This window comes from Paenibacillus filicis (genome assembly GCF_038070315.1).
Classification (GTDB): domain Bacteria; phylum Bacillota; class Bacilli; order Paenibacillales; family NBRC-103111; genus Paenibacillus_G; species Paenibacillus_G filicis.
The window spans coordinates 1-19,536 of record NZ_JBBPCC010000043.1 but is presented as its reverse complement, the minus strand read 5'-3'; the positions used below and the strand labels follow the sequence as shown (position 1 = coordinate 19,536).

19 protein-coding genes and 1 pseudogene are annotated in these 19,536 nt (G+C 44.6%); 4 read left to right on the top strand and 16 right to left on the bottom strand.

Annotated features, from left to right (window positions below):
* The 5 genes from WMW72_RS34990 to WMW72_RS34970 form a co-directional block, all read right to left on the bottom strand.
* Positions 1–690, bottom strand: a 690-nt coding sequence (locus WMW72_RS34990; protein WP_341420214.1) for an IS256 family transposase, incomplete at its 3' end; no start/stop codon positions are given.
* A 286-nt stretch (positions 691–976) separates the two neighbouring features.
* The gene (locus WMW72_RS34985; RefSeq protein ID WP_341420213.1) at positions 977–1,354 is read right to left on the bottom strand and encodes a hypothetical protein; all 378 of its coding nucleotides are present in this window, start codon (positions 1,352–1,354) and stop codon (positions 977–979) included.
* A gap of 69 nt (positions 1,355–1,423) precedes the next feature.
* On the bottom strand, positions 1,424–1,732 hold the full coding sequence (locus WMW72_RS34980; RefSeq protein ID WP_341420212.1) for a hypothetical protein: 309 nt from the start codon (positions 1,730–1,732) through the stop codon (positions 1,424–1,426).
* 97 nt (positions 1,733–1,829) lie between these two features.
* Positions 1,830–2,387 carry a dihydrofolate reductase family protein gene (locus tag WMW72_RS34975; RefSeq protein WP_341420211.1) on the bottom strand — a complete coding sequence of 186 codons (558 nt, stop codon included), beginning with the start codon at positions 2,385–2,387 and terminating at the stop codon, positions 1,830–1,832.
* 267 nt (positions 2,388–2,654) lie between these two features.
* Positions 2,655–2,939 carry a hypothetical protein gene (locus WMW72_RS34970; protein ID WP_341420210.1) on the bottom strand — a complete coding sequence of 95 codons (285 nt, stop codon included), beginning with the start codon at positions 2,937–2,939 and terminating at the stop codon, positions 2,655–2,657.
* 170 nt (positions 2,940–3,109) lie between these two features.
* On the opposite strand from WMW72_RS34970, the gene WMW72_RS34965 reads away from it, so the two are divergent.
* Positions 3,110–4,612: an alpha/beta hydrolase family protein gene (locus WMW72_RS34965; protein WP_341420209.1), complete on the top strand. Its 1,503-nt coding sequence runs from the start codon at positions 3,110–3,112 to the stop codon at positions 4,610–4,612.
* A gap of 119 nt (positions 4,613–4,731) precedes the next feature.
* On the opposite strand, the gene WMW72_RS34960 is transcribed toward WMW72_RS34965, so the two are convergent.
* The 9 genes from WMW72_RS34960 to WMW72_RS35755 form a co-directional block, all read right to left on the bottom strand.
* A complete protein-coding gene (locus WMW72_RS34960) occupies positions 4,732–7,014 on the bottom strand; it encodes a preprotein translocase subunit SecA (RefSeq protein WP_341420208.1) in 2,283 nt (760 codons plus the stop codon).
* Between the two features lie 43 nt (positions 7,015–7,057).
* Positions 7,058–7,768, bottom strand: a complete 711-nt coding sequence (locus WMW72_RS34955; RefSeq protein WP_341420207.1) for an ABC transporter permease — start codon at positions 7,766–7,768, stop codon at positions 7,058–7,060.
* Positions 7,765–8,610, bottom strand: a complete 846-nt coding sequence (locus WMW72_RS34950) for an ABC transporter ATP-binding protein (protein WP_341420206.1) — start codon at positions 8,608–8,610, stop codon at positions 7,765–7,767. Before WMW72_RS34950 ends, WMW72_RS34955 begins: the two co-directional genes overlap by 4 nt.
* 137 nt (positions 8,611–8,747) lie before the next feature.
* On the bottom strand, positions 8,748–9,683 hold the full coding sequence (locus WMW72_RS34945) for a LytTR family transcriptional regulator DNA-binding domain-containing protein (RefSeq protein WP_341420205.1): 936 nt from the start codon (positions 9,681–9,683) through the stop codon (positions 8,748–8,750).
* Between the two features lie 164 nt (positions 9,684–9,847).
* Positions 9,848–10,429 (bottom strand): histidine phosphatase family protein, encoded by a 582-nt coding sequence (locus tag WMW72_RS34940; RefSeq protein WP_341420204.1) that lies wholly within the window; start codon positions 10,427–10,429, stop codon positions 9,848–9,850.
* Between the two features lie 122 nt (positions 10,430–10,551).
* A complete protein-coding gene (locus WMW72_RS34935) occupies positions 10,552–11,064 on the bottom strand; it encodes a P-loop nucleotide/nucleoside kinase family protein (RefSeq protein WP_341420203.1) in 513 nt (170 codons plus the stop codon).
* 121 nt (positions 11,065–11,185) lie between these two features.
* Positions 11,186–11,656, bottom strand: a complete 471-nt coding sequence (locus tag WMW72_RS34930) for an NUDIX domain-containing protein (RefSeq protein WP_341420202.1) — start codon at positions 11,654–11,656, stop codon at positions 11,186–11,188.
* 191 nt (positions 11,657–11,847) lie between these two features.
* Positions 11,848–12,612, bottom strand: a complete 765-nt coding sequence (locus tag WMW72_RS34925) for a metallophosphoesterase family protein (protein WP_341420201.1) — start codon at positions 12,610–12,612, stop codon at positions 11,848–11,850.
* Positions 12,613–12,781: 169 nt separating this feature from the next.
* On the bottom strand, positions 12,782–12,979 hold the full coding sequence (locus WMW72_RS35755) for an IS3 family transposase (RefSeq protein ID WP_423227643.1): 198 nt from the start codon (positions 12,977–12,979) through the stop codon (positions 12,782–12,784).
* Between the two features lie 147 nt (positions 12,980–13,126).
* On the opposite strand from WMW72_RS35755, the gene WMW72_RS34920 reads away from it, so the two are divergent.
* The gene (locus tag WMW72_RS34920) at positions 13,127–13,819 is read left to right on the top strand and encodes a hypothetical protein (RefSeq protein ID WP_341420200.1); all 693 of its coding nucleotides are present in this window, start codon (positions 13,127–13,129) and stop codon (positions 13,817–13,819) included.
* 296 nt (positions 13,820–14,115) lie between these two features.
* Positions 14,116–15,561 carry an epoxide hydrolase family protein gene (locus WMW72_RS34915; protein WP_341420199.1) on the top strand — a complete coding sequence of 482 codons (1,446 nt, stop codon included), beginning with the start codon at positions 14,116–14,118 and terminating at the stop codon, positions 15,559–15,561.
* Positions 15,562–16,137: 576 nt separating this feature from the next.
* Here WMW72_RS34915 and WMW72_RS34910 read toward each other — a convergent pair.
* Positions 16,138–16,788: a DUF1266 domain-containing protein gene (locus WMW72_RS34910; RefSeq protein WP_341420198.1), complete on the bottom strand. Its 651-nt coding sequence runs from the start codon at positions 16,786–16,788 to the stop codon at positions 16,138–16,140.
* Positions 16,789–16,811: 23 nt separating this feature from the next.
* Entirely contained in the window at positions 16,812–18,302 is a 1,491-nt protein-coding gene (locus WMW72_RS34905; protein ID WP_341420197.1) for a J domain-containing protein, read from the bottom strand.
* A 553-nt stretch (positions 18,303–18,855) separates the two neighbouring features.
* Here WMW72_RS34905 and WMW72_RS34900 point away from each other — a divergent pair.
* Positions 18,856–19,269: pseudogene (locus WMW72_RS34900) on the top strand (transposase); the annotation flags it as partial.
* Positions 19,270–19,536 lie beyond the last annotated feature (267 nt).

Genomic DNA, 19,536 nt, shown 5'->3' with positions numbered 1-19,536 from the left:
GAGGATGTCCTGAACACCGCGATTTTTCAAGTCATTTAGGACGCTTAACCAGAACTTCGCAGACTCATTCTCACCGATCCACATGCCCAGTACATCTTTGCTCCCGTCCAGATCAATCCCGATCACCTTATAGGCTGCTTTGTTCACAATAGCCCCGTCCTGCTTGACTTTGAAGTGAATCGCATCAAGAAAGACAACCGCATAGACCCCTTGCAGAGGGCGGTTCTGCCACTCCTTGATGAGTGGAATGATCTTGTTTGTTACGTTAGAAATGAGAGTTGGTGAGACCTCGATCCCATACATGCTTTCAAGATGATCCTGGATGTCTCTGGTGCTGACTCCCTTGGCGTATAAGGCTATGATTTGGTCCTCAATACCCGTTACATTCGACTGATGCTTCTTGACCACTAGGGGTTCAAACTCGCCTTGTCGGTCACGCGGAACGATGATTTCTTGCTCTCCGTACTCACTAGTAACGCGTTTCTTGCTCTTTCCATTTCGGCTGTTCGTTGTGGTTTTGTTCTCCACTTCATGCTTTTGATAGCCCAAGTGGGTATCCATTTCCGCTTCTAACATTTCCTGAATCGTCTCAGCAAATAGATTTTTCAATGCGTTTTGGGCATCTTGAGCCGTTACCAATTTATTCTCCTTGATAAACTCGCGGAGCTGCTGCTTCGTCCATAATCCCATGTGTTCTCCCCAACCTTCCTCTTATTTCCATTTTAATAGGTTTTGGGAGTTTACACACTTTATTTTACAGACTCATCTTCAGCATCGAAACAAACACAGACCCTAAATCTTAGTACGTTTCAATATCTTGTATGACATCCCCTTGCTTCCTTTAGAAATTCAAGCTTTTAGGGAAAAAGTTTTAGACTGACCCTCCTATTTCAACCAGCGGCATCCACGAACAAGACAATAAAGTCATAGATTGCCGCTTTATTGTTCAACTAACGTTATCCGTTAGTGCAACATACTAATGCGGTTTAAGAGCTGAAATGTCGTACCCCATCTCGCTAATAATCTCAAGTCCATTTTTAAATTCTATAACGTTCTCCCCACTCCAACCATTTTTCAAACTATATAAGACGAATTCTCTGATTGTTTTTGGATAATGCAAATTAAAATTCTCGATATTGTTGGTTTCTAGATTTTTTAAGGAAACACCAACTAATAAAGGGCTTCCCGTAATGGGATCATCCCAAGTATCAAAAAGATATGTGCACGTTAAACTTTTTGCGCCTTTTAAAGATATCTTTAGCGTGATTCTGCTTATGTGTTGATGATACCTTGAATTAATTAGATATAGATATTCCTTCTCATTTACAATAATTTTTCTTGTCTTTTTCTTCATATTGAGCACCTATAAAATTTGTCTAATATTTGAAGTGAGCTTACATCTCCAGTTAAGCTAAACATCTGATCATTCATCCAAGCCAAGCTGACCAATTAAAAAATCTCCATCATCGAGCTTCACAATAGCGTCATTATTCAAATAGTCCCACCCACTGCTTACGGCATGTTGAATTAGCTTTGTACAAACCCTCGGTTGGCAAAGATTCGTTGCCCAGTTGACTTTCCAAGAAAAGAGTATCAAGAAATACGACGTTTTTGTATTAGATGGATATATCTTAAAACTAATAAATTCATTCTTTGGTCTTTGGTCGATCACGCATAGAAATGGGTAATTATCGAAAACGATATTTTTGACTTCCTTTGTAAAAAGCTTCAAACTATAAGTCTCCTCAATAAAATGAATCATTTTAACTTCTACAGTCAGACCTATTTTCCTTCCAAAATGGGGTGATGGTTCTATTTTGAGACAGATCTCACCTGTTCGCACCAAAATGATAAATAAGTTGTACAACGCCTGAGGAGAACGTTCTGGTATTAACCATTTTTAAATTCAACCGCTGTTTGATATCCTCAAACAGCGGTTTCCCTTCTCCCAAAACAATAGGGTGAACAGATAATCTAAATTCATCAACAAGTCCTAAATTGATAAAAGTTGTAATCAGACTTGCTCCACCGTATAGCCAGATGTCTTTACCAGGCTTATTTTTTATTTTATTTACTTCTTCTAGAATACTAGCATTTATGAATACTGCTTTATTATCAGTCCCCTTTTGCGCCCTGGAAAACACATATTTCTCTTTACTGTGAACCAATTCCCAAAATTCTTTTTCAAAATCCGTAGGTTCGATTTCCGGAGTAAATTGTCCCCATAAATCATAGCTTTTTCTTCCATAGAAAATGGCATCAATTTGATTTAAAAAATGATTAAACCCCAGCTCAGCGTCCATAATGCACCAATCAACCTCACCATTTTTCCCTTCAATAAAACCATCTAAAGTAACTGCTAAATCTAAAATAATTCTTCGTTTCATGATTTATTACTCCTTTCGTTAATCTACCAACCATTATAGACCTCAAATACGTCACCTTATGTCATATTAATAAAAGAGAGGAAAAGTCTTGCGATCCGGTTCCAAGCCGACGCTCCTTTCAGAAACAGGGGCAATCAGTTAAAGCCCGCTGATTGTTTCAAATGCTTTACATAACGGGCGCGGATCAGTAGAAAGTACAGGAGTTGCGCGGCAAGGAAACCGATGCAGACCGTAATGGCCGAATGAATCACCGGCGAATGTAGCAGGTTATGCAGAGCGTAGAGCGCAACCGAGCTGTGGATGAGCGCGACCGCGAGCGGTACGAAAAACAACAGCGCCAGCTGTAGATTCCCCACCTTCAAGCTCCTTGTCGGTCAACCCGATCTTCGTTATGGAACGGTACTTCTGCTTGTCATCGTTCAGGTCGGTAAACAGCGCATATCCGAGCTGCCCAGCGATGGCCTCCCCCGTGTCCGCCGTTGAAACGGCGCTGTCCGTATCGTAAGAGGTTAAAAGCTGTTCTTTTCTCGGATTGCCAAAGGAGTCAAGCATCCGATCCTGAACGATCAACAGCGGTTCATCGACAATGGAGACGTGACCGCCTTTCCGACGGGAATTACAAAATTGTAAGGTAGATGTAAGGCAAATCGATAGCTTAGGCCAGCCTGGCAGGATAAGATTGGAACAAACGAAAATAGAAATTTGCTAAAAGGAGACTCGAGATGAGGCTGTTTGAACTGTTGCTTTTTTTGTCGAACATCGGCTTGTTTGCATTAACAGTCCTAATAAAAAAAGGACGGCGTAAATTTCCGGTATTCGTTGCAAGCGGGATCGCCACACTCATACTGGTCATTCATTGGATGGTGGAAGGATACAGATTGCAGCTATCTTTCGCATATTGCATAACGATTATTTTTTTAGCCATTTCAGGTTATAGCTATTATAAAAAAAACGGCCAAAAAAAAATCCCAAGATTCATGTTGGGTTCAGCCTATACCGCTATAGCGGTAATGCTGGTCGTAACAGCGGGTCTCATGTATGCTTTTCCTGTATTTAAACTACCTGAACCGACAGGCGAATTTAAGTTAGGAACGCAAACGCTTCATTTCGTGGATACAAGCAGGGAAGAGACTTTCGACCAAGCCAGAGGCGGCAAGAGAGAATTAATGGTTCAGGTATGGTATCCGTCTCAAGCTGGCACCGGAAAGTACGCTCCCTTTATTCCCGATACCCGGATTTTACGTTATATGGCCGCGAACTATGGCCTTCCCGGGTTTACCTTCCAACACCTGAAGTACGTATCCAGTCATGCTTATTCGGGGACCGAAGTCTCTTCGGTACAGACTTCATACCCGCTGATCCTTGCGAATCCCGGCTTCGGCTCTTCCAGGTTCCTCCACACGTCGCAAGCCGAAAATCTCGCGAGTCACGGATATATCGTGGCAGTGATCGACCATACCTACAATACATTTGCAACCGAGTTTCCGGACGGTCGAATCACGACCAGTACAACCAACGACTTATTCTCGCCCGACCATGATTACCGGACGGAAAGCGGAAATCGCGACAAGTTGGGAAAAGTTTTAACCGGCGATGTGGCGTTTGCGCTGGACCAATTCGAGCTCATCCAATCGGGGCAGATTCCAAGTCATCTAAAAGGGAGGATTGATCTCGGTCATGTCGGGGTGTTCGGTCATTCCATCGGCGGAGCGACGGCCTATGACGCTTCTTACGATCCGCGAATCGCGGTTGGAATAGACTTGGATGGAGCGCTTTATCGACTGCGTGACAGAGAGGGGCTGCGAAAGCCGTTTTTGTTCATGAACTCGGAAAGCGAATTTGAAAGATTAAAGATGGTGATGGATAACCGGGCCTACACGGATGCAGAGCTTAACCGTATGGGCTCAACAAGAGAGTGGATGGATCAAGTAACGGAAGACAAAAAGTTAGAGCTTGAACGGATGCGCGAAACGGTCGACGACGGGGGACAAGTCCTCTATATCGAAAATACGGAGCATTTGAATTTTGCCGACGTACAGTTCATTTCTCCGATTTTCAAAATGCTGGGCATTACAGGAAAGATTGCGCCCGAAAGAGCGAACTCCGTTATCAATGCCTATATGCTGGGTTTCTTCGATATGTATCTGAAAAATCAAGGCGGAATCTTAATGAAAGGACCGGATAGGCGCTTTCCGGAGGTGAAGTTCGTAACCTCGCTATTATAAATGACGGAACAGGCTACCGATTTTTACGGATTGGGCGCATCGCTCCAACATTCTCAGCGAAGGATGATCGAGCGTTCGCTCGTATTCATCCCGATCATCCTTGAAAAAGCTACGCTGCATCAAAATTCTCTCCACCCGAATAACGGCCTCGCAAGCTTGCGAATCCAATAAGCGATGATCGTCCCTGGCGCCCATGAACCGGGATTCTGCAAGTACTCCGTGTATTGATCGTTGACGGTATAAGTCCAAGTGGAAGTAGGGCTCTTCAGTCCGAACTTTTCCCACGTTGCCGGATCATTCGAACCTCCGAGCTTGACGAGCATATTCGCCGACTCTCTATTGATGTTAGCCGGAATTTGCTCGTAGGCTTGGATGATTTGCGCATGAAATTCGTCGATCGGCTTGCGATGAGTAAGGCTCGTCAAATGGATGCTTTCGCGAATGTAAGAAACGTAGGCCAGATGGTCGGCCCAGAACTTGTCGATATAATAAAGCCGTACCCGCTGCTCCGAAGGGCTCATAGGCGTCTCGCCTTTCAAAATTCCGAGCCGCTCCTCGTATAAAATACGCCTCTGCTCCTCCACCATATCCGAATAACGGTTCAACTCCTGGCGGATATCGAAGTTTTGGCCCATAATAACCCGCTGAATATGCGCAATTTTGCTGTGGAGCACCGACTCCTCCAGAGCATCATCCTGTCTGAGATCGCGTATTGCTTGATCGATGCCGAACTGAAGGAGCAGCTCATCCTCCAAGCTTACGAAAAATACGGAAGCTCCCGGGTCGCCTTGGCGGCCTGAACGCCCGCGCAGCTGGTTGTCGATCCGCACGCTTTGGTGCATATGCGTACCAATCACGTACAACCCGCCCAGCTTGGCGACAGCTTCTGCTTGCGTGGGGTTGCCGCCGCCGAGCCGAATGTCGACGCCGCGTCCCGCCATATTCGTAGACACCGTCACGGCGCCGATTTCTCCCGCTTTGGCGATGATTTCGGCTTCTTCTGAGTCGTTCTTCGCATTCAGAACATGGCAAGGTACGCCGGCCACTGCTAGCGCCTCCGCCAGCCTGTCAGACGCCTCGACGCTTGACGTACCAATGAGAATCGGACGTCCCGCCCTATGGACGGACGAGATTTCTTGTACAAGCGCCTTAAATTTGGCTTCTTTATGGGTATAAATCCGGTACGGATGGTCGATCCGTATGTTGGGCCGGTTCGGCGGAATTTGGACGACCTGCAGCGCATAAATATGTTCGAATTCTATGGCAGAAACGTGCGCCGTAGCCGTCATTCCACAAATCTTCGGATATAGGCTAAGGAAGTGTTGAAGGGTGATCGTACCGAGAACTTTCCCCCCTGCCCGGTGCGGTACTCCTTCTTTGGCCGAAAGCGCAGCTTGCAGCCCGTCCGGCAAATGCCTGTTCTCCGCCACGCGGCCGGTATATTCGTCGATCAGCTCGATTTTACCGTCCCGAACGATGTAATCGACGTCTTTTTTCAATAGCAATTCCGCATGCAGCGCGCAATTTAACGACGATAACAACTGACTATTATGGCTTTCGTACAAATCGCCGCATCCCAGCAGCGATTCCGCTTTCGCTGAGCCGGCTTCATTTAAATAAACGTTCCGCTTGAACTCATCGAAGTCGTAATGCTCATCTTGCTCGAGCTGTCTAGCCACTTCTGCGAAACGAATGCCATCGTCGCCGGAGGAGCCCGGCTCGCCGGCGATGACTAGCGGCACCCGCGCTTCGTCGAGAAGCAGTGAATCCGCCTCGTCGACGATGACGTAGTGGAACGGACGATGCACGGTATCGATTTCGTTCAGAGCGATCGTGTCGCGCAAATAATCGAATCCCGCCTCTTTGGCCGTCACATAGGTTATATCCGCGGCGTACGCTTTCCGTTTCTCGGACAAGCTCATGCCCGCTTGAACCGCGTGTACCGTTAACCCGAGGAATCGATAGATCGGGCCCATCCACTCCGCATCTCGATTGGCCAAATAATCGTTAAACGTCAGCACATGAACGCCATTGCCGGTTAATGCATGTAGATAAGCAGGCATAACAGCAGAGAGTGTTTTTCCTTCGCCGGTATGCTGCTCGATCAAAAATCTCTCGTGCAAAGCAATAGCAGCCATGACTTGGACATCGTAAGGCTGTAATCCGAGCGTTCTCTTCGCTGCCTCGCAGACTAGCGCATAGGCATCGACAAGCAGCTCATCCAAAGGCGTACCTGATTCTGCTTCCTTTTTCAGCCGGAGAGATTCCGATTGCAACAGCTGATCGTCCCAAGCTTCCAAGCTCCGTTTCCTGATAAGCTCCGCTTTGTCCCGATAGCCCTTCAGCTTATACCGGGTATCGCGGTCTTTGAATTCTCGCATCCACTTGATGGCTGTATGCATCGGAGTTTGATCCCTCCTCGGTAGACATACGCGCGGTTCCATCCTACTCATCCTTTAACCGGCGTTGATACAGAACAATAGACACAATCGTTAAACCAACCGTCCATGCCAAAATAATGAGGATGGGTCTTAATAGATCTCCCGTCATATAGCCCATATGAGGTATACCTAGCAAATGCACAAGCTGACTGCTTGGGAAGTATTCCAGCACTTTGAAGATCGGATAATCATCCGCTAGTACCGCTCCCCCCGGTGCCCCAGTGAATATGAACGCCACCGGAATGATTGATAATGATGCGTCAAGTAACGTTTTGGAGAATAGCCCACATATCGTCCCGGCTGCTATGTATAAAATAATCGAAAGAAGGATAGCTGCCACAAACGCCCATATACTAACTGGCTCATAGCCGAATATATACGTAGCCATAGCCAGAGTAACAGCGGACATGACAAAGACTAAAGCGCTTTTACCGAATAAAACATCCATGGTCGTGGCCGGAGTCATCATTAAGGATCGCAGGGTGTTGCGCTCCTTTTCTTCCGCAATCAAGCAGGCTTGTGCCATACTCGTTAGTATCACAAACGAAGTATTTAGTACAAGACCGAAAGCTCCAGGCAAAGACGAGCCTACAATTCGAAATAGAACGGCGAACATAATTGGAAAAATCAAAATAATGGAGATCGCATAATTGCGGGAAAACTCTTTGTAATCCTTCACAAATATCGCGCCAGCACGTTTCAAGGAGATACTCATAGTAACTCACTTCCTGTCATCTTAATGAAAATATCACCTAGACTCGGCTCTTTCGTTTCTAATCGATCAATTAACCCTCGTTTCATCCAATCGGCTATTTGATCGGCCGTTCCCTCATTGATCGGGAGCTCGTAGGCTTCCCCATTGATTAACTCCACACACACGACGTTCTCCCGATGCTGTTTTTTAAGTTCCTTGGGTGAGCCGATGGTTTGAATTTGTCCTTGATACAAAATCGCTACACGATTACATAGCAATTCTGCCTCAGCCATATCATGCGTAGTTAAAAAAATTGTTGTCCCTTTCTCATTTAAATAGCGTAAGCCTTTATAAATATGTGCTGAATTTACCGGGTCTAACGCCGAAGTAGGTTCATCTAAAAATAACAGTTCCGGCTCATGGATAATCGCGCAGGCCAACATGACACGCTGACGCATCCCTTTCGATAAGCGGTTGACTTTCTTTTTGCGCTCTCCGCTTAAGTTTACAAACTGCAGCACCTTACCGATCGAAGATTTAGGAAGATCATATAACTCGCGATACAGCTCTAGATTTTCCTCTATCGTTAATCTCTCATATAGACCACTGTTATCCGTCAAAATGCCAAAGCGCATCTTCTGTGCAGACTGATGCATCATCTCCGCTGGCTGGTTAAATACACTTGCCTGTCCACTTGTCGGATTTAATTGCGCAGTTAACATCTTTATTAGTGTCGTTTTTCCTGAACCACTCGGACCCAGGAAACCAAAAATTTCCCCTTTCGGAATTGAAAAAGACACATCTGCTACTGCATCCTTATTTCCAAATCTCTTTCGAATATGTTCGACCTGAATAACATCCATGAACACCACTTCCTTAGAATTGATGGCCTAAGTATACGAAGATTGCATGCTTGGAGCCATCAAAACCCGCCGAAATGTAGCTATTATCGCCTGAATGGTACCATCCGATGCTTAATTGGTTCGGCATAATCCCGGAATTAAAGGTTAAGAAGTGCTTTTAATTCCTGCAATTTTGAACGAGATAACGGAACCACGGCATCTTGATCTGTATGTAATCGCAGGCTGTAGCTATTTTTCGTCCATGTAATAATCTCTCTTACTTTTTGCAGATTAACGATGTAGGATCGATGACACCTAAAAAACCCGAAATTTAACAATCTCTGCTCGAGCTCGGTTAGCGTCAAAGCACAGTCATAATTTTCCCCACCCACATGAACAAGGATCGAACCCTCTACACTTTCTATAAAATCGATTTCAGGCGGATTAAATAAAATCACTTTGTCCTTTCTTTTTGTAGATATCTTCTGCAAGGTTATATTAGCCTCATCTTGTTTCTGTACTTCCTGCTTGTCCTCTTCAGCATCCCGAAGATCCAATGGATGAAATCCGGACTCGTTCAATCGATAAATGGCATCACAGGAAATCATGGCATCCTCTAAATTCGAAGTTAATATTAAAATCTGCTTTTCTCTCGAAAGGTCATCTAAAATCCGTTTAAATTGACGACGATCCTGCTCTTCTAAGTAAAAATAGGGTTCCTCCAGTACAACTGTAGGCTGATGCGCAAAAAAGACACGCAGTAAGGTCACATACATCCTTTTCGATGAGCTTAGATCCTTGATTTTTACCTTCCGTTCTTCTTTTAAAGCAAAATAATCCATTAACGAAGCGACATGCTCTGTCCTCTCCGTCACTTGGATCAGAAAAGTGATTAGCTCTTCCACCGTTAAACGCATATACTCGTTTTGCCCGGCTCGAAATAAATAATATTCGGAATGAGCCACTAATTGATTCATTAAAAGCTGCTTTCGCTTCAAATCCGTTATAATGCCCATCGATTGGTTCAATGTCATATTTAATTCGATCCTCGGTAGTAATAATTCACCATCATCATACATGGGTTGAAATTGCATGCTGTCCTCCTTGGTCAGTGCCACTATAGGATATATCTAACAATTATAGTGTTGGGATATTTACCCTTGGATACGTTTATCATCTTCATACAATCAAGCTAGTTTGCTTCTTATGGAAGGATTTATCTGAGTTATACTAGTGTGCTTGTTAGCATTCAATGGAATCATTCAGGAGTTACCCTCCACAGCCTCTCTGTTTTAGTTAGTATTCCCTCATCAAATTCCATCTTGTAAATATCAGGCTTTGAAGTCTTTAATAAAAAGTCCAAGTCAAACTGAGGGTCGAAGTACCCCATCATTATTGTCATAACGGCTCCATGGGTTCCAATAGCAACTTTCTGCCCCTCATATTTGCTTATCATGTTTTTTAAGATAGTTACAACACGGTTTCGACAATTCGTAAAAGACTCCCCACCAGGCAGCGAAAAGTCTGGTTCCGAGAACATTTTCTTGACTAATGGATACACTTCCTTATCGTGCATTATCTTATCATCGCCAATAAATACTATTTCTTTTAGTTCCTCAATAACAATTAATTCTTTGCCTAAAGATTGGGCTAGTCCCTCTATTGTTAATATTGCCCTTCTATATGGACTTGAGATGAATGTGTCAATCCTCTCGCCTTTCAATAACTCAGCTACAATTTGGGAATCTGATTCTCCCTTTAAAGTCAGTCCACGTGTTCTTTCGTTCCCATCCATTTTAGGTGATTCTCCGTGCCTGACCATGTATACAAAAGTTTTCATAAATTCTTTCTTCTCCTTTTAACAAATTCATTTTCCTCGTTGTTCTTTTACGGCACACTGCCCGTTAACGTAATAACGGCTGCTCCGCAGCAGCCGTTCAAGTATCGTTCTTCTTAGTGTAATCAACTACATTTTCTACGCTCCCAGCCCAACTGTTCACATAACGTCATCAAGCTCTCGGCCAAAGTTTGTTGAGCTGTGTCGATGACGATGCGATCTCGGTCCCACACATCGTACTGTCGGTTCCTGACCTGCTCCCACGTGGGTAAAACAAGGCCGGGAATATCGGCTACACGCGTTTCGATTCGATGCCTGTGTTCATGATCGTCAGAGCAGATCACTTCGATTTCCACAAACGGAGTCTCAAGAGATTCCGCCACGTTGCGCCAAGCCTGGCGCGTTACTTGGATGGGATTGGCTGTATCTGCTATCACATCGAGACCCAACAGGAGATTCTGCGATGCAATCGCATAACACACAATGTAACCCGCAGGTCCATCGGCCCACGTTCCAGCAGCCCGCATAGCCTGCTCCACGACATCAACTCGGAGATACGTGGCCTGTAACTCTCTAGCCAAAGCGGATGATAGAGTGGTCTTCCCGGTACCTGGCAGCCCGCTAAATATATAGAGCATTAAACTCTCCCCCTTCACAAAATAAAGTGCATACGCCTGTTAACATAACATGGCAGTCGTGTTTTTAGTTTTCAATCGTGCGGTAGTCTCGGTTAGCAGAATAGTTAATTGAAGAAAGTATTTAATTTATATCTCCTGTATAGAATCCACGTGGTATTTCACCATTTGCAATTCCAATTATGTGATTAATCAATCCTTTTGGGAAAAACCTATATTCATTAAGACTTGTTACTGGAATCCACTCAATTCCAATGTAATCCTCATCTGGAGTTATTCCATTTCCGATATTATGCTCATCCATTATTTCACAAATAAAAATGTGGTCTACCACATGAGTTTTTGGGTCAATCAAAATATTCCCATGATGATTCCTACCAATGTATTCCCTAAGAAACACGAATTGCTTTACTTCTATAAGGCATCCAACTTCCTCTAAAAATTCTCTTTGAAGGGCTTCAACTAAATTTTCACCATGTTCTTGACCACCGCCTGGTAAAGTATAGTCTGCTTCGAATTTATTGTCGTATTTCTTGATGGTTAACAACCTATTATTTTTAATTACGATTCCCTTCACACCACTTCGAACTTTCAAAACGTAACCTCCTGTCAAAAGGAATTTTAATTATTTGCTCTCAAATGGTATCTTTCTCTTAGGATTTAGACCAAGTTTGGTTCTTAACAGTTAATTTTAAAATTGTATTTTAATACACATTCCTGCTCGTATCTTCATCAAGAAATAGAGGAGCCTACTTCTATGGTATGCTCCTTCAGTAATAGTTCCCTTTAGCTCTGTTTTCCCGTTATCTTGACTTCTTCAAAATATGGATATATTGCCTTACGAACACCATATTCGAAACATTCAATATCTGGATAGGAACGATCTTTAGCAATTTTAATGACTTTCTCTATGTCATAAGAAACTCTTCGTAATTGGACAGCAATATTTCCATTTTCGATGTCTACTATTGCATAACTAGCGCGATTATCCCGATCAAACGGAAGTCCGACACTTCCACAATTAACAACCAACCTTCCCATGGCTTGTCTTACAAATGCATGATGAATATGACCATACAAAATCACATTCGTATTTTCGTTTTGATGCATCTTGTCGAGGTCATCCAAAGAGGCCCAAGGGTAGGTAACTTTACTAAGAGAATCAGGTGATGCATGAAATAATTCGATTTGTGTTTGCTCAATATTTAAAACATGCTCAGTTGGTAAATTTGCCAACCAATCCTGATCCTCTGTTGAAAGTCTGACCATGTCATATTCATAGGCTCGTAATTTGAGCCCTTCTTTAAAATTTTGGGGCTTCCAAATTGGAGTAGGTGGAAAACGGGTAAACATATGTTCATAATTACCGCGAACAATTGCAAGTGCATCTAATGAGTGTAATAAATCAACACACTCGGCTGGTTGAGGACCACGCATGACAATATCTCCGAGACAAACAATTGCATCAGGACTTTGACAATTAATATCCTTAATCACTTCTTTAAAAGCAATAGCATTACTGTGAGTATCCGAAATTACAGCAATTCGCATTTGAAATGATTCTCCCCTAATATAGAATATATGTTCCTATTATTATATCGAATCATCCACCCTAAAGATATCTATATTTTCATATAAATTCCTATCAGTAGAGCAAAGAGTTGCAACGGACAACTGCTTCTGTATTGAACAGTTTAAAGGCTCGTTACCCTATTTCATCTTATGTTTTAACGAGCACGTTTGGATTGTTAACAGTAAATGAGACAGCTTTTTTAAGGGCTGTATGGCGATACTGAATAGTTGTCATGTATTCTAATGTCCCTTGAATTCGATGCTTGTTAAACCAGTTAACATAATCGTATAGTTTCAGTTTCAGATGACGAAGACTCTGGAACTCCTTTGATTTAAATGTGTTTATTGTAACTTAATTTCAAAGCCTCCTTTTCTCATGATATGTGTGTTTAAATGAAATTCCCATCTAAAGTTTATATATTTTATTGCGACTAAAGCCATAATCTGTTATTGTCGTATAGGCACTAATAACTATACATAGGAGTGAATTGCTATGCATTTTTCCAAACTACCTATTCTCATGTCGATAGTTCTTGCTGTCACATTAACCTCAACTTCTTTTGCGCACCCAGGAAAACTCGATAAATACGGTGGACATGAATGTTCATATAAGGCATATTTGGATCGTCTATGCAAAGGATATCACTCGCATACTGGCGGCTTTTTCATAGGCGAAATCCCAACGAATAAACCTGCCCCCCCCACCTCTGATGTTGAAGAAGTTACTCCAGACGGGCATGTTAAAGTTGCTCTTCCGACATTTGAGATTTATATTAACTATAAAACTGGGGCTTCCAACGCTCAAAACTCTACTTTAAAATACCCATTTTTTATATATAATGATATCATCTACGCACCTTTGAATTATGATATGTGTTCGACTCTTACGATTGAAAACACTTGGTCAAATGAAGTAGGCTTATCTTTAAGAAAAACGGACACGGAGATTGGGGAGGGTGTGCAATTCCAACGTATTGAGGCATCCTATGCTCAGCCTACAAACATGTATGCACACCTTCCAACGTTCAATATTTTTGTTAATGATGAATGGATAAATAATGGAAAAGAAGAATATCCTTTTTTAGTTTACAATGATGTAACCTACTATCCAATGACTTGGCATTTTAATAGTAAATTTGGTCTAACCACTGGATTAAAAGACAGTAGATTCGATATTTCCAAGTAAATTAAGGGGCTGCCATTGGCAGCTTTTTTTATTTTCCAAGTAAAATCTGTTTGTTGCCAGTACTTTAGCTTTATTACACCAGAAAGTATGTGGCAAGATGCTTGACTTAGACCATACTCGAAGGTTTAGAGTTTTCTAGTGCCCTAAAGCTTTAAGCCAAAGGAGTAGAGAGCGCTTGTCAATAAGGCCGGAATCGGTTCACGTATTTGCCCCTCAAAAAAGGGGAAAGTAAAAGAAGGCAGCATTCTGAAAAAGATGCCTCATCACTTAATCCATGACGAAGGGAATGACTGCTCATGATCGAAAGACTTGAAAAGCTTGAACAAAGATTAGTAGAACAACATCATGAAGATTTACTCCTTCAAGCGAAGCATGCCCTGAAGGCCATTGAAGAGCTCGCCGAAGAGCATCGTCGTTTGCAATCGATGCAGGCAATTAGTGATAACGTCAAAATCATTGGCTCCGAGGAGGCCGTGTTCTATGATACGGTGAAGTCGCAAATTATCGCCACACTGGAGAAGTCGCTGACGGATCTTGACCATATGGACGATAAGCACTACAGGGAGACAACTGAGGAGGTCACGCCATTCGAGGTCCACGTTCCGCAGGAGGCGATCGACGACCTGAAGCTGCGTCTGAGCCTGGTGCGCTGGCCGGACCGTGAACTGGTCGACGACTGGACGCAGGGCGTTCCGCTGGCCGCGGCGCAGGAGCTCATCGCATACTGGAAGGACGAGTACGACTGGCGCGTGTTCGAGAAGCGCCTGAACACGTTCCCGCAGTTCCGCACTAGGATCGACGGCGTCGGCATCTACTTCATCCACCTGCGTTCGAAGCACGAGAACGCTATGCCGCTGCTGCTCAGCCATGGCTGGCCGGGCTCGGTCATCGAGTTCCTCGACGCGTCCGAACGTCTCACCGACCCGGAGCGCTTCGGCGGTAGCGCCGAGGACGCGTTCCATGTGGTCATCCCCTCCATGCCCGGCTATGGCTTCTCCGACAAGCCGCGCGACCTCGGCTGGAACCCTGGCCGCATTGCAGCCGCGTGGGCGCAGCTGATGGAGCGCCTCGGCTACGATCGCTATGTCGCGCAGGGCGGTGACTGGGGCTCGGCCGTCACCACCGCCCTCGCGTCGCTGGCACCCAAAGGGCTGCTGGCCGCGCATGTGAACCTGCCGATGGTCGTACCCGCCGAGATCCCAGCGAACCCGAACGAAGAAGAGGCGCACGCCCTCGCCGGCATCGACCTGTTCGTCACGAACAAGACCGGCTACGCGGACGAAATGAACACCCGTCCGCAGACCATCGGTTATGCGCTCAACGATTCGCCGGTCGCACTTGCGACCTGGATGTATGAGAAGTTCTATGAGTGGACCGACAACGACGGCCGCCCCGAGGACGCGCTGACCCGCGACCAAATGCTGAACGACATCTCGCTTTACTGGTTCACCAGCACGGGCACGTCCGCTTCGCGCCTGTACTGGGAAGGCGTGGGCGCCACCATCCAGGGTCCGGAGTTCTTCTCGCCCTCCCGCTCCGGCGGCGGCCGCATCACCGTACCAATGGGCGCGACCCTATTCCCGGCCGAGACCTACATCCCGCCGCGCGAGTGGGCCGAGCAGGCGTGGGAGAACCTCTTCTACTGGAACCACGTCGAGGCCGGCGGCCACTTCGCCGCGTTCGAGGAGCCGACTATCTTCGCCCGCGAGATGGCCGAGGCGTTCCGCCAGTTCCGAGTCTGAACCTTTCCTACCTCAGCCCACAGGGCCGCAGAGGGTCCGAAGGCATAGCGCCGGCGTCCCGTCTGCGGCCCTGCCGTTTGTCCCTGCCGAGATGCCACCCATACCGAAAGCACGCGATATGACCACGTCTGCACAGCCGGAAACCGGCATAAACAATCCAGAAATTGCTTATTTAGTCGAGCACCTAAACGAGAATAAGCGGCTCACCTTCCTCTTTCTTCCATCGTAAAGTCCACAGCTGAATATTGTGGAAGGGCTCTGGAAGTGGCTGAAAGCTGATGTGGTGAACCATGTTTTCTACCACACAGTAGCCAAGATTCGCAAAAACGTCTCCTCTTTCATGAACGCAGTGATGCAACAACCTAACAGCGTCATTGACCGACTCTGTGTCCGAATGAAATCTGATCACGTAATGGAAATTCTTTAATTCAACTTATATAGCTTCGGCTCGGATATTTTTTTCCTTTTCTGGAATATACGTCCAGTATGAACAGCGGATAGGCTTGCATTGCAACCATCCATTAGAGACACCAGGATAAATAAGACTCCATGATATGTGATGTACGCTCCAGAACCTTAATAGCTTAAGCTAACTTGTCTTAGCGGACTGTCTGGAGCAATAAGCAGTTTAATAAGGAAATCTTGGTTTTTATTCACATATTCAAAAGATGAAGAAAGCTCTGTGAAGTGCGCTCCTGCCGCATATCCGATAGCAAAGTCCTTCCAGCTTGAATATGATATTCTAGCTTCCCGAGCAATCACAGCCACCATTCTCCATTTATCCTCTTCCGTTAAATATCCGAGTTCATATCCAGCGCAGCAAGCATATACGCACCAAGAATAATCGTATGCGGCTATGCCTTCCACTGGCAAGCGTGTCAAATAATGATTGGAGACAATTAGCTTTGCTCTTCTTGGATCTCCGTCAGGCAGTGATTGTATATATGCAGCGCGTTCCGATATAGAAAGCCCTGAGAGCAGCATACTACTGTCACGAAACTCTTTTCTGTGCCCAATTTGAAGGAACCAGTCCAACTTCTCCTTTAACATCTCGGCATCATCGATTTCCCATTGATACAGCCATTTACGAAGCCGGCTTTTATTTTCGAATATGAGGTGCATATTTTTGGCAAAAGGATACGGATTATGCCCTTTCAAGCAAAAAGACGAAAGTGCATGAATATATAAAGATAATTGTTGGCGAACTTCGAGATTGTAATAATCCATGCTGAAACAAAGACAACTCCTTTCTACTTACTACAATAGTCTATAAAAACACGGTAGACTCTCCATACTATGGTAAGAATAAGACCAGCCAATGCCAATAATAAAATAGTTCCAATTATTGTTACTATTTTCACACCCATATCGGGCAAATATCCATCAAGTATCAATACCACTAATACGAAATCGGCAACTAGCAACGATAGATATAACCATGTGTTTTTTGCAAACAGAACTAACAGCTCTTTCATTTTTGCAAATAACGACAGTAAGGGAGGTTCAGCACTCGGTTGGAGTTGGAATTCCAGTTCATCTGTAGGCTCTAATTCCTCCGATTGCCCAAAGCTCTCTTGCTTAAATGTGGCCCCCTCGAAATCCGCAAGATAAACAAGTGCTTCGATATCGTTCGGATGGATGTCCAATATCCGATTAAAGCTTTCTCTAGCGTGGTTCAATTGTCCCAACTTGAAATAACATTTTGCCAAGAGAGATAACATATCCAGATTATCTGGCATTTGAGAAAGAAGATAGGTTAAATCCTGAATCGCATCAACCAGCTTGTCTTGTTTATAGTAAATACGAGCGCGATAGAAATAAGAATCCTTATCGTCAGGAGCAATACGAATACAATGATCGAAGGCCATAAGAGCACGACTTAAATCATCCGTTCGAAAGTAAAATTCCCCTTGAAGGCGAAGCAAATCCGGGTCACCGGGAAACACTTCGCAGGCCTTATTCAGCATATCTTCCGCAGTCTGCAAGTCATGGTCTTTGAGCGCTCTCAACGCCATTACCCGGTCATGCAGAAAAGCATCGTAATCCATGTTTCCTGCATCTGCAAGGAACGAATACCGCAAGCTTGTCATATATTGCGGATCTTCCAGTACATACATAAACACATTAGGATACCGTTTGGAAAACATTTCCTGATCCTCTAGCGCTTTCTCCTTCCAACGAAAGCTGTCTTCGAGCAGTTGCCAAACCGATCTTGGCAAATAAGGGTGGCTTTCCAAAAAATTGAGCATTCGTTGGTAAACGGAACGTTGAAGATTTAGATTCCACATGACATCGTCATTCATCAGCTCCAACCAATAATCTGTATCGATTCGTGATTTGAAAGTGTGGTATATCGTTTTGACCTTACCCATAAACTCATTTAATTGATCTTCAGGACTGCGAGGTACATGATCCTGCTCTGGCAGGATCATGATGGGATGGGAAACAGACACATGCTGACTTTCCTGCTGATGACCAACCTCTTGCGATACGATCCGAGGTGTCACGGATACACGCTGATCTTCCTCCTGCTCATCTTCTTCCTCCGAAAGAATACGGCTGACTGATCGGTCACTCTGCTGTTTGGCCTGCTTAAGAGCTTGATCATAAGCTTCCCGCAGCCGTTGATAACCCTCCGGGTCATCCTCAGGGTGATTGAGTTTCAACTGCTTCGCGTAAGCTCTCTTAATGACGGAACTGTCACTGCTCGGGTCTATTCCCAGTATGTTCCAAATACGCATGAGTAGTCATCAGTCCTTTTTTGCGTAGTTAGATTTTGTATTTTAATGTAATCGGCCCATATATGTCCGCTTGGGAAGTGTATTAAGTAGGGTATCCCTTCATGTGTTTTTGAGAATATATCGTTCAATTCTCTCTGAAAAATGGAAAGGGTCCTACCAATTTATACGTCTCGTAGTGTAGATGAATTCATTTGGTCAATAGATTTTGTAAGCAAAATTTATGATTTACACGAACATCTCACCAATGACATGTGCATGTGAATCATTAAACGTTAGCTAAACCCAATAGATAAGATGACAGGTTTGTTTTCCTGTTTGGCTTTACAAAAGCTTCTTCGGACCAAGGAACCAGTCTACTGGGGTATGAGCACGTTGCAGCAAGTAAGGTGATTTTTCCTTAGCTAATCTATTGGGTATGTTGTTCGTTGTCATGTAGCATCACCTCATTGTTTACTATATTAACAGGTCGCTCAAGAAGTGAAAATTTTGTTGTTTTTTTATATCTATATTTAACGATATATTCTTACATTAAATTATATAAGTTTTAAAGTTATACGATGATCTCAAACGAGTCACGGCCGACCTCAGGCCGACCTACAAAGCACAGACGGAGGAAGCTGCGTGGGCGGAACTTGATCGATTTGAGGAAGAATAGGGAACGAAAACCCGCTGCTCGTGAAGTCGTGGCGGCAGAATTGAGAGGAGCTCTCGACCTTCTTTGCCTATCCCGGAGCTGCGTAAGCTCATCTACACGACCAACATGATCGAGGGCTACCATCGGCAGCTGCGAAAAGTCACCAAACGCAAAAGCATCTTTCCGACCGACGAATTGCTGCTGAAAATGCTGTACCTGGCTACGATGGATATACTGCGAAAATGGACAGGACAGGTGCAGAACTGGGGTCAAATTCTGCTGCAGCTCACGGTATTTTATCCGGATCGCGTCCAGGTGCGCTTAGCGGATTGATGCGGAGGGGGCGGGCCTGATAGGCTGATCGCCGGAGCGAAAAAGGCCTACAGGCCCATTTGTCCATCGCGGGTGAATCGGGCCCGCCAGAGGCTCCAATCTAATAATTAGAGTATGATAAACAAAATAACAGTAATACCGAGTCTGTAAAATAAAGTGTGTAAACTCCCAAAACCTATTAAAATGGAAATAAGAGAAAGGTTGGGGAGAACACATGGGATTATGGACGAAGCAGCAGCTCCGCGAGTTTATCAAGGAGAATAAATT

What these genes read in the sequence shown, in the direction of transcription:
- WMW72_RS34985 (WP_341420213.1), bottom strand. Translation starts at nt 1,354, where the DNA reads ATGAAGAAAAAGACAAGAAAAATTATTGTAAATGAGAAGGAATATCTA.
- WMW72_RS34975 (WP_341420211.1), bottom strand. Translation starts at nt 2,387, where the DNA reads ATGAAACGAAGAATTATTTTAGATTTAGCAGTTACTTTAGATGGTTTT.
- WMW72_RS34970 (WP_341420210.1), bottom strand. Translation starts at nt 2,939, where the DNA reads ATGCTTGACTCCTTTGGCAATCCGAGAAAAGAACAGCTTTTAACCTCT.
- WMW72_RS34965 (WP_341420209.1), top strand. Translation starts at nt 3,110, where the DNA reads ATGAGGCTGTTTGAACTGTTGCTTTTTTTGTCGAACATCGGCTTGTTT.
- WMW72_RS34960 (WP_341420208.1), bottom strand. Translation starts at nt 7,014, where the DNA reads ATGCATACAGCCATCAAGTGGATGCGAGAATTCAAAGACCGCGATACC.
- WMW72_RS34955 (WP_341420207.1), bottom strand. Translation starts at nt 7,768, where the DNA reads ATGAGTATCTCCTTGAAACGTGCTGGCGCGATATTTGTGAAGGATTAC.
- WMW72_RS34950 (WP_341420206.1), bottom strand. Translation starts at nt 8,610, where the DNA reads ATGGATGTTATTCAGGTCGAACATATTCGAAAGAGATTTGGAAATAAG.
- WMW72_RS34945 (WP_341420205.1), bottom strand. Translation starts at nt 9,683, where the DNA reads ATGCAATTTCAACCCATGTATGATGATGGTGAATTATTACTACCGAGG.
- WMW72_RS34940 (WP_341420204.1), bottom strand. Translation starts at nt 10,429, where the DNA reads ATGAAAACTTTTGTATACATGGTCAGGCACGGAGAATCACCTAAAATG.
- WMW72_RS34935 (WP_341420203.1), bottom strand. Translation starts at nt 11,064, where the DNA reads ATGCTCTATATATTTAGCGGGCTGCCAGGTACCGGGAAGACCACTCTA.
- WMW72_RS34925 (WP_341420201.1), bottom strand. Translation starts at nt 12,612, where the DNA reads ATGCGAATTGCTGTAATTTCGGATACTCACAGTAATGCTATTGCTTTT.
- WMW72_RS34920 (WP_341420200.1), top strand. Translation starts at nt 13,127, where the DNA reads ATGCATTTTTCCAAACTACCTATTCTCATGTCGATAGTTCTTGCTGTC.
- WMW72_RS34915 (WP_341420199.1), top strand. Translation starts at nt 14,116, where the DNA reads ATGATCGAAAGACTTGAAAAGCTTGAACAAAGATTAGTAGAACAACAT.
- WMW72_RS34910 (WP_341420198.1), bottom strand. Translation starts at nt 16,788, where the DNA reads ATGGATTATTACAATCTCGAAGTTCGCCAACAATTATCTTTATATATT.
- WMW72_RS34905 (WP_341420197.1), bottom strand. Translation starts at nt 18,302, where the DNA reads ATGCGTATTTGGAACATACTGGGAATAGACCCGAGCAGTGACAGTTCC.